Source organism: Photobacterium sp. WH24 (assembly GCF_019204055.1).
Classification (GTDB): Bacteria; Pseudomonadota; Gammaproteobacteria; order Enterobacterales; family Vibrionaceae; genus Photobacterium; species Photobacterium arenosum.
Genome location: NZ_JAGSOZ010000020.1, coordinates 46,250 through 57,874, shown reverse-complemented (window position 1 = coordinate 57,874; position 11,625 = coordinate 46,250). Strand labels below are relative to the sequence as shown.

The window sequence follows — 11,625 nt, the reverse complement described above, 5'->3', positions numbered from 1 at the left end:
GTTGGTAGCTTAGGTTAATCAAAGTCGAGAATAATGATAATGAATACTTTACACAGCAACAGCATTGACCGAATTGATAGGAAGATATTGTCAAACCTGCTGATTAACGGACGTGAATCGATCGCAAATATGGCCCGCAATGTGGGCCTTTCCAGAACCGCCGTCGCCGAGCGGATTACGCGAATGGAAAAGTCCGGCGTGATCGAAGGTTACACTGCCAAAATCGGGACCCAAAAAAGCGCAACTATGACCAGCTGTTACCTGCTGATCAAATGCGAAAATGGCTGGAAGAAAAAAGTGTGTGACAGCCTGAGAGAAATTCCGGAGATTAAATCCATCAGTGTCGTCGGTGGTGGGTTTGACATCATCACTTTACTGGAGGCTGCTTCATTACACCTGATGAATGAACTGTGTGATGAAGCAGAAAACATTGTCGGCATTAAGGAGCTGCATACCACAGTCGTATTCCACAGCCCTATTTGCCGCTAAGCGCCCGAATCACGCTTAGCCGCTTCATTACGGCATTACCCTCCTGGCACTCTACCATGCAGTCAATACTGCAGGCAGCAGAGTGCCAGGTACTCATCTAGACAGCACCGATGATCACCACTGTCTGTTTATCACCTTGCACTTTACCCAACCAACTGACCTGTCCAAGCCGATTTGCTTCCTTCGAACCCAAAATGCTGGCAGGTAATCCATCCGTTTTCACTTCCAGTTTCAGATCCCAGGCCATAGGGTCGCGCAATACAAAACGCATCAGCTCTTTGAGTAACCCGTAACCCTGTTCACCCGGCAAAAAATGACAGTATTGCTCATAATCCAATTCATGGAAGACCAGATTAAATTTACCCGTGATATCGGTAAGGTGATCACCCAAGTGATAATCCTGGCCCAGCACACAGTTAACATGCCCTAAGCGGTTAAGCTGTGAAGGGGCAATTTTCACCCTGCGGGGTACCCACTGTTCAATACTGACTTTTGCCAGATTAAAGCAGTGAGCCACAATACCTGACACCAGATTTGGAGAGCGCGTTCTTGAAGATAACTGACCAATATAAGAGAGCAGTTTTGCCCTGTCGAAGTTAAAATCACTGTCTTCGCTGAGATCAGAAGAAATACCAACCAGGTTAAACAGATTACGGGACAGCGGGTCGACCGCCCCGGATTCGTACCGGACATGGTATCTGTATTTTTTCCATATCCGGTACAAGTGTGAGAGATACCTGTGATGAAAGAAATCGAAAAAATCTTTCACCGGATTATCTTCGCCTTCCCGGCCGGCCAGCTTTTCTGTATATGCGGTGGGTAAAGGTGAGCCAGTACCGTGCAGACCACCGAAATTCACCGTCAGGCTGGGAACATCTCTGTTATCCCATTGCACAGACTCAAACTGCGAAATATCAGAGCGGGGAAAACCCAGCTCAGGCGAAATGCGAAACCGCAGAAACTCCTGCTGCGGTGTTTTCGCCTGGCCTACAGAGGCAAATTGTACGGATGTTTTCTTTTTCTCAGCGGCCTCCAGTAAATAAACGGCCTGAAAAAAAGCATACTCATGGCTGGACTGATTGATCTTATCTATCATATCACCGCCTGTTTGCCCTGATTGCCATCCCACCGGTACACTTCGCCGGTTTTTACATCAATCACTTCCAGTTCAGAGAATGAGTTAATGCTGGAATACAAAGAGAAAAACTCATTCAGGATAGACACCAGCAGGTACATATCCCCTTCATTGGCAAACATGGATGAATCCATTTGCAGTACAATCTGGTTTCCCCGGATCGGCAAGCCACGGAATATACGTTCTATGGGCTTCATGTTAATGGCTTTAATGCCATTTAAGCGGTTAGCTGACGCGCGCTGAGACTGCCTGTCACTGCGTGAATGAAAGTCGTAAATACTCAGCATCATTTTCAGCACATCAGTATCAATTAAAGACAGATAGTTAAGCGACATATTGGCAATCAATTGCCAATGAAGACTACTGTCAATTTGTGGACTGACAGAAACTGTCGGCTTGGTCAGATTGGTGAAATTGGCATAGTTAGGCGACTTATGGGTAGAAAATGTAATGTCTCCGGGGGCCAGCCGTTGCGGCAGTTTACCGTTAGTGCAGGTTAACTTAATCAGTACGGTTTCAGTTTCAAGGTTAGCGACACCGGCATTGTGATCAAAAAAGGAAATATAGTGTGACAAGCCTTTCCCTGAAACATGTTCCGAGACTTTGACATTGTAGTAATGGCGATTGTTATCAATACCTAACTGATGCTCAAAGGATTCAAACGGCAAATAATCAACCTGACGACGGTTTTCATTACTCCAGCCTCGTACCTGATTAACAGAATACACTTCGAAGTTATTTTGCCGGGTTGTTTGCGGACGAACCCGGTATTCAGTGCGTTTATGATCCAAGCGGATCGGATCGGCATCCAGTTCAAACACATTGGCTATCGGTGTACAGAAAAGCCGCAAATTTTTCTCTCTTATTGTCACTTCAGACGGCAAAGAGCGTGAAAAATTAAACACCAGGCTCATGGTACTCTGGCTGGGTACACCTTTGAGCCATTCCAGACCATCGACATCAAAGAACATAAATTTGTCCGGCATCGAAAAATACTCCTGGATTAATCGATAACCGGAAAAAGAATTTGGCCCGTAGGGTAATAGGGCTTCATCTTCTGAAAAACCCACTTTCTTTATACAAGAAGCAGGTAAACGCTGACTTCCTCCTCCCGCAAGATTGACATCAACACTGTCTAAATAGCGAAATAACCACAGATACAGTATGCGGGAGATATGCAATTCACCGTGAATATGGAAACGTAATTTATCTAACCCAATGCGTGATAACTCTACCCCTGTGTCGGTTGATAAGGTGACATTGAGGTGGCTGTTCGAGCGGGTATTCTGCTGAGTCACGGAATTGATCGACAGTGGATACAAATCGACATCGTAACAGGTGCGAAACTGGCACTGAGTCTCATCGACCTTTTCACTGGCCATTTCATGGCCACGCGTCACTGTGCTTTTCTGCGACACACTCCCGGCATAGGGGATCATCTGCGCAATGCACATTGAAGGAACAGAACGTAAATAATGCGGCCACAACAGAGATATCAGGGATTGGGTCAGCTCAGGAAGCTCATCATCCAGCTTCTGACGTAATTTGCCGTTGAGAAATGCAAAGCCTTCCAATAAGCGCTCTACATCGGGATCATTGCTGCTTTCCGACAGAAACTTAGTCAGCTGAGGGTGGCTTTTCGAAAACTCAGAACCCGCTTCTTTAAGAAACGAGAGTTCATCCTGAAAATACTTGCTATAAGTCATGTTCGTCGTCTCTACACTGAAAACTTGCCGTCTACACCAACAGACAAGTCAATGTTCATTCTGGTTTTCTTATTGTTATGAAAAACTTCACCATTAACGGCAAACCGGAGCTGGAGCGGATCATCGGTATGGGGAACATATCTCACCACTACGCCGGCTAATCTTGGCTCAAACTTTTCGATGGTGGCTTTCACACTGTTTCTGATTTCCCGGACGATATTGGATTTATCGGCCAAAACATCATTAAAATCAGGCAGACCATAATCTTTGGCTATCATTGCATTGCCCGAATGGGTATTGAGCAAATCCGCCAGATGATGATGGATCGACTCAATCAGAAACTGTGTCGACTCCACAGCATCATAGCTGTTCTTTGCTTCGCCCATTTCAATGCGCTCGAGTAATCGGTAACCTTTATCCATAGACAGATTTCGAACGGCAGACCACTTCAGAGTCACTCGACCTGACAATAGCTGCCGTTCGCCTTTACTTAGTTTTGATCCAGTTTACCGACCAGAGACAATTCAAAACTGGCGCCCATGTACTTGAAGTGCGGACGCACAGCAAGAGACACACGGTACCAGCCCGGATCGCCTTCAACATCTGATACTTCAACCCGCGCAGCACGCAACGGACGACGGCCACGTACTTCTGCCGGCGGATTTTCCTGATCAGAGACGTACTGACGAATCCACTTGTTCAGTTCAATTTCAAGATCAGTACGCTCTTTCCACGATCCGATCTGCTCGCGCTGCAGCACTTTCAGATAATGCGCCAGACGGTTGATAATGAACATATACGGCAGCTGAGTACCTAACTTGTAGTTAGTTTCAGCGGCTTTACCTTCTGGCGAGTTACCAAAGAATTTTGGCTTCTGCACAGAGTTGGCTGAGAAGAATGCCGCGTTATCTGAGCCTTTACGCATCGTCAGTGCGATAAAACCTTCTTCAGCCAGTTCAAATTCACGACGATCAGACACCAGAACTTCTGTCGGAATTTTGGTTTCAATGCGACCCATCGACTCAAAGTTATGCACCGGCAGATCGTTCACCGTACCGCCGCTTTGAGGACCGATGATGTTCGGACACCAGCGGAAATTGGCAAAAGAATCGGAAATACGGGAAGCCAGCGCGTAAGCAGAGTTACCCCACAGATAATGGTCATGGCTGCCTGATACAGTTTCGTTGTAGTCAAACGCCTTAATCGGGTTATCTGCAACAGAATACGGCGCACGCAGCATGAAACCTGTGGTACACAGGCCCAGATAGCGGGAGTCTTCATGTTCACGCAGACCGCGCCATTTAGTGTACTGAGGGCCTTCAAACACCGATTTCAAATCTTTCAGGTTTGGCAGCTCTTCATAGCTGTCGACACCAAAGAACTGTGGACCCGCAGAGGTAATGAAAGGTGCGTGAGACATGGCACCTACGTTCGCCATGTATTCCATCAGTTTGATGTCCGGTGAGGTTGACGACATCTTAAAGTCACAGATAACCGCACCCACTGGCTTACCACCAAACTGGCCGTATTCACGGGTATAGATTTGCTTATACAGACCCGATTTCACCACTTCCGGGGCATCGTCAAAATCATCAAGGACTTCATTTTTCTTGGCCGAAATCACTTCGATCTGAATGTTTTCGCGAAAATCAGTCTGATCAACCAGATACTTCAGTCCGCGCCAGGAAGATTCAATGGCCTGAATTTCTGGCGAGTGCAAAATGGCATCGACCTGAGCAGACATTTTCTGATCGATTTCAGAAATCATCAGATCGACCAGCGACTGATCAACTTTATCGGATACATTTTTGCTCAGCAGTTCAGAAATGAATGCTTCAACGCCACGCTTTGCAACATCAAAACCTTCATCAGATGGCTTGAGCCGGGTTTCGTTCAAAATACTGTCTAACAGTGAACCGGATTCAGCCAATTGTGCATCCTGCTCCGGAGTCATAGCTTCAGTTGTCATGTGCCACCTGTTTATTCTTCGTTATTAGAATTGATGCTCAGTTCACTGAGCAGCTTGCTGCGCGCTTCATCATCCTGCAGCACCTGAGCGATACGTTTGCGGAATGCAGGCACGTTACCCAGAGGACCTTTCAGTGCAACCAGAGCTTCACGCAGTTCCAGCAGGCTGCTTAATTCAGGCACCTGGCGGGCAACGGATTCCGGTGAAAAGTCTTTGATATTTTTAAAGGTCAGATCAACGCCCATCTGAGCGCCTTCTTCGCCGCTCAAGCGGTTATCAACGTTAACTTTGACATTCGGCGCATAAGCACTCAGCACATCATTAAAGTTTTCTTTATCAACGTTTATCGGATCACGATCCTCGATGGGAGTCTCGTCATCACGGCCGGTGAAATCACCAATCACCATCATGCTCAGGGGCAGTTCCACTTCTTCCTGAGCATCACCTGTAGCAGGAACATATCGGATATTAATTCGCTCTTTAGGAGCGACTGAACCATCTTTAGACATAACTTGTCCTTCTTAGCAGCTATATGTTAATGAACGGCCGCAAGCCATTCTCTGTACTTAGCGGGAAACGCATCTTCCCGTGAATAAATTTGAGTCAGCGTTAAAGACAGTAACTGCTCCAGTTCGGCATCCAGAGTCGGTTCCCAGTAACTCAAATTAATGCGTTCTCTTTCTGGCCAGATCACTTCCAGATGCGGCAGCGCAATACTGTGCAGCCCGTTGTGGTGCAGTAACCTGGCCAATTGCAGATGCAAGAGAAATCGTGAACGCCCTGACTGGGCGTCATCCAGTAATGAAGACGCTGAAACCAGGAGCTGTCCCAGTTCTGCACCTTCCAGAATGTCATCACCTCTGTCGCCCAGCAGCTCAGCGAGCCCTTCATGGCCTGATGAGCCGGAAGTGGCTGACTGTGCAGCCAGCCATTGGCGGGTAGCTTCATCAGCGAAAGGGGTGTCATCCTCAAACTTCAGCGCGTCGATACCGGCTAACCGTGTGGTAAAACGCCGTGTCTCTTCGCGCACGGACTCCGCAGCCTGGCTAAATCCCAGCTGTTTGAGCATGTCGTGCATCAGGCGCTGACCGGTCAGCCAGAACGGGGTATTGCGCAGGCTTTTTTCAAGCCGGCGGTAATGTTCAGAAGCCGACTGATTGACCAGTGCCGACTCATAATCCGACAAGGTATCCTGATTAACCGGCAACCTGAGCGGTGTTTTTCCTTCTGCATCGTGAGGCGGTAATTCGTCAATTGCCATCCAGGTCACAAATCGTCCAACCTGATAGGCAAGCGGCATCTCAGGGCTCTGATGCAGTAAGTGTTCTGCCATCTGATCCAGGGATTTTTTATCCGCCTCGCCGCTCAATACACTTGTCTTTGCAAGGGGAACTGGCGGGGTTACTTTAGGCGGGGTCGCCGCAGAGGCAGACACAGGTTCAGGGGTAGCAACCGCTTTAGGCTCAGTCACAAATGACTGCCCGCCTGCCATCCGGCCTTTTTCTGGTTCCACTGCGGATTGTGGTGATGCAGGCACTTCCCCCAGAGAATTGCTGCTGGTAGTCAACGCATTGCGCGCATTGATTAAGGATGCCTCTGAGCCTTCAAAGACTTCGCCCATCGCAAAACTGATGTCCTGGCACAAGGCAGCACAGGCTTGCAGATCAGACTGAACAGGATTACTGAGTTTGGCTGCAATCAGTTCAATTTGATTATCCAGCCATTCTATCGCGCCATCCCGGCCACGCGCTCTTGCCGGATACAGTGAACTGCCATACTGTTCCAACGCCGATTTCAGCAAAGTGAGTCCGGTTTTCAGCCCGTCGCTACCGTAATGTTCTGCCCACGCACGCGTTATGTAAGCCATGGCTTTCAGATCTTTGCTGTGCTGTAACAGGACAGTTTCAGCCTGTAACTCAACAACTTGCCAATCCACCGTTTCACCAAATAATGAACCGAACTTTTTGACTTCAGCTTCCATTAGCTCATAGCAAAGTTCATAACGGGCATCTTCTCCAACCGGAAGCCCGGCACCTATCGGTGACAACAGCTCATCTAATCGGGTATTGAGCTCACTCATGTATCCCACTCCCAGTCAGGTAACACAACAGAGGTAACATTATTGGCATTGATACTGAGTGCCCCGGCTTTAAAACGGGTTGCCTGACTTGCTTCAATGTCCTGTTTAAGCAGAGCTTTGATGGTATCCACCCTGTCTGGCGCGAAGGTTTTCACATCCTGATAGGCCTGCTGAATGATATTTTTTTCGACCACCAGATCGGACTGCAGAGACTGACGGAGTATGTATTCACCGCGGCGTGCATAGAGTAAGGCTCCCATGCTTCGGATATCCTTACTTTCAGGAAACACCTGCTGAGCACTTTCGATCAGCCCGGCTGCATCTTTAAATTGCGCTTTATCCATTAGCTGCGACACCCGGGAAAGAATTTTGGTAACAGTCTGATACCGGATTTCGTGAGAATAGTAATACGCGCTTGCCGTTGCTTTTTTCCATGAGGCTTCAAACGCTTTACGGGCAAACACCACATCGCCCAACTCCAGTAAATTCAAGGCTTCTTCTGGTGTCACTGCGTTTTCACTGTATAAACTTGCGTTTTGCAACAAGGCATTAATTCTCGCCTGCGCACTCGACAGCTGTTTCTCAATGTGAACTTTGTCGCTGTCTTTTCCGCCCTGCATTAACCGGCGCATCACAATTAATTCATTCTTTATGGCTTGCAACTGATCGCGGCGTTCTGCATTGGTTGCTCTTTCCTGCTCAAATACCGGACTCATCTGCTGATAAATCTGCTTTTCCTGCGCTGATTTTCTGCGGTCATACTCTTCAACCACAGATACCGCAGTCTTTGATAACTCAGGGGTTTCTGAGGTGAATTCATTCAGAAACTGGTAGCTGTACCACGAGGTATCATCAGGCTGAAAAACCTTGCCGTCATAAGCAAAACTGGCTGGCTGACTGGTTTGGTAGCTGTCCAGGGCAAAAAAATAAGCATGTCGGATCACCAGAAACGCCACCAGCACTAACGTGGCGCAAATCAGGGTAATCTCCAATGAACGCCAACCATCAATGGCATTTACCAGATCATGTTTTCTTCTGCTTAATACCAGATCGGCATTACGCATATTGTTAAAAATAGGTGCATTAGACAGCGGCGTATCTGTGTCAATCTGACCCAGTATCTGCGCAAAATGAATCGGTGAGAAACCATGACTGCGTGGTTTGCCTATCACGGTTTTAATGGCTTTCCAGGCATGTGGCGGAATGACCACAGGCCGTTTCTGACCGGTTATCACCACCCCAATATCCGGGCTTGCCGCTACGCCCAGAAACAGGCAATACGCCATGACAGCAAGGGAGTACACATCATCTTCAGGCTGACCGATTCCGCTGCGGATATAGTCTGGCGATGCGTAATTCAGGCTGGCTTCCGCATAGGTGTTAGCTTCACCGGTATATTGTGCGGCGCCAAAATCAACCAGCCGAACGGCATCATCAGCGCCTATCAGCACATTTGAGGGTTTGACATCAAGGTGGCACACGCCTTGTGTGTGCGCATAGTCCAGCGCACCAGCCAGCTGGTAAATCAGCCAGGCAATGTGGTCGGCACGAAAACCTCCGTGATTATGGCGGCTGACTTTTTGCGCCAGATTCTCCCCGCTAACCCACTCCATGAAGAAGTAAGGCGTGGAAAACTCATGCCCGACTTTTATGTACTTCACAACATTGGGATGCTGACAAACTTCGAGTTTTGTTGCCTCGCTCAGCAATGCATTTTCAGCTGTGTCATTGCCACGCTGTAATACCGACTTACAGCAAATAATTTTATTGGGTTCATCTTTATCGGCTAATTTATACAGCACAGTGCCACGACCCGGCTTGGTAATCGTGTCGAGAATATCGAACTTCGCCCGCAAGCTTTCTTCAAGAGAAGGTCTGCTCGCAAGATCCAATTCCTTTTGACGTTTCTTTTTCTTTATCAGCGCGCGATTAATGACATCGTCAATCACAGACACCTTTTGATTGCCAGATTCAGACAAAGGGAAAAACCAGCCATAAAACCAATAGATGGCGAGAGTTTAGAGTTGTCTTATTAAGCATTTCAATAGCCGAATAACATTCCGGCCTTTTGATGGTCAAGAAAGTCATTTTCACTATAAAAAAGCTCATAATGAAACAGGGTGATGAGTGGCTTTTGCGCAGAGATAATCGCCAGAAATAAAGGGATGTTGATATTGATCCCAATTATTTTTTTCAGACTATAAAACCATGACAGATGAAATAAACACTCAATATTGAGTGTCACTTAATTAAAGCCGAAACATGGCCGTTTATATTGGTGCCATTTTAATGTTCGTACCTGTCTGCTATCGCTTCTTTAACAGGTTTTCTGACTGAGTACAGCTTTCACTGACATAGTTTTTTATAGATGCCCCGATATAAACCTGACTCTGGTTTGCAGAGAAGCAGCGCGTTAAAAGTGCAGTACCATGAAGGCCAATGAAAATGAAAAAAGGGCCATTTAAGCCCTTTTAAATTCACATCAACAAGATGAATGTTATTCGACGACCAGCTCGACGCGTACGTTGCCGCGCGTTGCATTCGAATAAGGGCAAACCTGATGTGCTTTTTCAGCCAGTTGGGTGGCGGCTTCACGATCCATTCCCGGCAGCGAAATGTGCAGCTCAACATCAATTGCAAACCCGACACCGGCAGGATTTTCACCGATACCGACTTGCGCTGTCACACTCGGCTCGCCAGGCAGTTTGATACTGTCCTGCGCTGCAACGAATTTCATGGCACCGATAAAACAGGCGGAATAGCCTGCCGCAAATAACTGCTCCGGATTGGTGCCCTCTCCTCCCTGGCCCCCCAGCTCAGCTGGCGTGCTGAGCTTCACTTTCAGTTTACCGTCCGCTGACTCGGATGCTCCGTCACGACCGCCAGTAGATGTTGCTTTTGTTGAATACAGAACTTTCATTACTTTTCTCCATTTAGTGAATGCGATAGTTCAATGACGGTTGAACACATCCTTCTGGAAAGATATTCAGTGCCATAGCTGGCCTCTCTCCAATTGCCTGAACCGTCAAATTCTTCTGTAGAAATAACTGTAGCTGAGTCTCTGAGAAATGACGTTTCCTCAGCGACGTAATTACCGGTTTTACGCCTGGTTTAAGCACTGTGATCATCGGCTACTCACAGCCACGGGCTGCATCACCTGATCGTAGTCACGCGGATTGAATCGCCAGTAGAAACAGACAGTGCTCACCACCAGGCCCAAATGCATCAGCCAGCCAGACGTGGGGATTTGAGCGCCTTACCGACTTCACGTAATGCCAACAACTCTGCATGGGCCGTAGGATCACACTCAGCCTGCATCCGGTTAACCCCAGTCGCGATCACTGTATCGTCTTTCACAACCACGGCACCAAACGGACGTCCACCTTGTTTCACGTTACTTTCGGCCAACGAGATAGCTTGCGATAAAAATGGATTCATACTGCGCCTTTTGCTTACGTGTGACTATTTCGGAATTCATTACTCAGGATAATCCGACACTATACGTTTTGTCCTGAGTACTCTGAAATTAAATGATTCACTGGCAGGTATTTGAAAATCAAATACTGGGCATTGTCTGGCTGACTCTGGCGCCTGGCTTTGGCTCTCGCTACAGAAGACATAACAGCGTTTGGCGGGAAATATTTACAGAAGCTATAGTCAATACAACAAAGTAAGCGATTATTCCAATACTGGTTACACAGGATCTGCGCATGCAAGAACCCAACACCATAATGAAACAACTCGGGTATTTAGGGCTGGTCCCTTTTGTCATCACCGCCCTGCTTGCTGTTGCTGACATCAGCCTTTTTAACATGTCCGGGCAACAAATGTTCATCGCTTACAGTGCGGTTATCCTGAGCTTTTTATCTGGGATCCTGTGGGGAAATGCCATTGACCATATTTCCCATAAACTCAGCCGCAATGCCCTTATATTAAGCAATCTGTTTGTGCTGCTTGCCTGGGCGGCCATACTGCAAGGCCATAAACATGACCTTATCGCGATAGGTTTACTGGCACTGGGTTATCTGGCCGTCTGGTTTGCAGAGAAGCTCATCCGGCAAACAGAAGGTGAAGTGAACCCCAGAGGATATCAGACTTTACGAGGCAGACTGACTGCAGGCGTGATTGTCCTGCATGGGGTGGTGATCTTGACTTAATTGACGCACAAGAGCCTGAGCCAACAAACCGAGACCGCTCCGCTGCGGACGGTCTCATTGATCAGCCCGATGTATACTCTTGCGGCAAC

General features: G+C 47.7%; 11 protein-coding genes. 2 read left to right on the top strand and 9 right to left on the bottom strand.

Annotated elements, in window-relative coordinates:
• The first annotated feature begins 36 nt into the window (after positions 1 to 36).
• On the top strand, positions 37 to 489 hold the full coding sequence (locus KCG43_RS18735) for an Lrp/AsnC family transcriptional regulator (protein WP_370630713.1): 453 nt from the start codon (positions 37 to 39) through the stop codon (positions 487 to 489).
• Between the two features lie 97 nt (positions 490 to 586).
• On the opposite strand, the gene tssG is transcribed toward KCG43_RS18735, so the two are convergent.
• From tssG to KCG43_RS18690, 9 genes are all read right to left on the bottom strand, one after another.
• The gene (gene tssG, locus KCG43_RS18730; RefSeq protein ID WP_218386836.1) at positions 587 to 1,585 is read right to left on the bottom strand and encodes a type VI secretion system baseplate subunit TssG; all 999 of its coding nucleotides are present in this window, start codon (positions 1,583 to 1,585) and stop codon (positions 587 to 589) included.
• Positions 1,582 to 3,330 (bottom strand): type VI secretion system baseplate subunit TssF, encoded by a 1,749-nt coding sequence (gene tssF, locus KCG43_RS18725; protein ID WP_192014473.1) that lies wholly within the window; start codon positions 3,328 to 3,330, stop codon positions 1,582 to 1,584. Before tssF ends, tssG begins: the two co-directional genes overlap by 4 nt.
• Positions 3,331 to 3,341: 11 nt before the next feature.
• Positions 3,342 to 3,752 carry a type VI secretion system baseplate subunit TssE gene (gene tssE, locus KCG43_RS18720; protein ID WP_192014474.1) on the bottom strand — a complete coding sequence of 137 codons (411 nt, stop codon included), beginning with the start codon at positions 3,750 to 3,752 and terminating at the stop codon, positions 3,342 to 3,344.
• Between the two features lie 68 nt (positions 3,753 to 3,820).
• Positions 3,821 to 5,299: a type VI secretion system contractile sheath large subunit gene (tssC, locus tag KCG43_RS18715; RefSeq protein WP_192014475.1), complete on the bottom strand. Its 1,479-nt coding sequence runs from the start codon at positions 5,297 to 5,299 to the stop codon at positions 3,821 to 3,823.
• An 11-nt stretch (positions 5,300 to 5,310) separates the two neighbouring features.
• Positions 5,311 to 5,808 carry a type VI secretion system contractile sheath small subunit gene (gene tssB, locus KCG43_RS18710; RefSeq protein ID WP_192014476.1) on the bottom strand — a complete coding sequence of 166 codons (498 nt, stop codon included), beginning with the start codon at positions 5,806 to 5,808 and terminating at the stop codon, positions 5,311 to 5,313.
• A 26-nt stretch (positions 5,809 to 5,834) separates the two neighbouring features.
• Positions 5,835 to 7,379 carry a type VI secretion system protein TssA gene (gene tssA, locus KCG43_RS18705; RefSeq protein WP_218386833.1) on the bottom strand — a complete coding sequence of 515 codons (1,545 nt, stop codon included), beginning with the start codon at positions 7,377 to 7,379 and terminating at the stop codon, positions 5,835 to 5,837.
• Positions 7,376 to 9,328, bottom strand: coding sequence for a protein kinase (locus KCG43_RS18700; protein WP_192014478.1), 1,953 nt, complete (start codon positions 9,326 to 9,328; stop codon positions 7,376 to 7,378). The genes tssA and KCG43_RS18700 overlap by 4 nt, the downstream gene beginning before the upstream one ends.
• Before the next feature lie 548 nt (positions 9,329 to 9,876).
• Positions 9,877 to 10,299, bottom strand: a complete 423-nt coding sequence (locus tag KCG43_RS18695) for an organic hydroperoxide resistance protein (protein ID WP_192014479.1) — start codon at positions 10,297 to 10,299, stop codon at positions 9,877 to 9,879.
• 305 nt (positions 10,300 to 10,604) lie between these two features.
• Positions 10,605 to 10,817, bottom strand: a complete 213-nt coding sequence (locus tag KCG43_RS18690) for a nucleoside deaminase (protein WP_218386824.1) — start codon at positions 10,815 to 10,817, stop codon at positions 10,605 to 10,607.
• A 272-nt stretch (positions 10,818 to 11,089) separates the two neighbouring features.
• On the opposite strand from KCG43_RS18690, the gene KCG43_RS18685 reads away from it, so the two are divergent.
• On the top strand, positions 11,090 to 11,536 hold the full coding sequence (locus KCG43_RS18685) for a DUF3429 domain-containing protein (RefSeq protein ID WP_255558097.1): 447 nt from the start codon (positions 11,090 to 11,092) through the stop codon (positions 11,534 to 11,536).
• Positions 11,537 to 11,625: the final 89 nt, after the last annotated feature.

Bases quoted from the DNA above. Each gene is read 5' to 3' on its own strand.
- tssB (WP_192014476.1), bottom strand. From the start codon at position 5,808: ATGTCTAAAGATGGTTCAGTCGCTCCTAAAGAGCGAATTAATATCCGA.
- KCG43_RS18685 (WP_255558097.1), top strand. From the start codon at position 11,090: ATGCAAGAACCCAACACCATAATGAAACAACTCGGGTATTTAGGGCTG.
- tssA (WP_218386833.1), bottom strand. From the start codon at position 7,379: ATGAGTGAGCTCAATACCCGATTAGATGAGCTGTTGTCACCGATAGGT.
- KCG43_RS18690 (WP_218386824.1), bottom strand. From the start codon at position 10,817: ATGAATCCATTTTTATCGCAAGCTATCTCGTTGGCCGAAAGTAACGTG.
- tssE (WP_192014474.1), bottom strand. From the start codon at position 3,752: ATGGATAAAGGTTACCGATTACTCGAGCGCATTGAAATGGGCGAAGCA.
- tssF (WP_192014473.1), bottom strand. From the start codon at position 3,330: ATGACTTATAGCAAGTATTTTCAGGATGAACTCTCGTTTCTTAAAGAA.
- tssC (WP_192014475.1), bottom strand. From the start codon at position 5,299: ATGACAACTGAAGCTATGACTCCGGAGCAGGATGCACAATTGGCTGAA.
- KCG43_RS18695 (WP_192014479.1), bottom strand. From the start codon at position 10,299: ATGAAAGTTCTGTATTCAACAAAAGCAACATCTACTGGCGGTCGTGAC.
- tssG (WP_218386836.1), bottom strand. From the start codon at position 1,585: ATGATAGATAAGATCAATCAGTCCAGCCATGAGTATGCTTTTTTTCAG.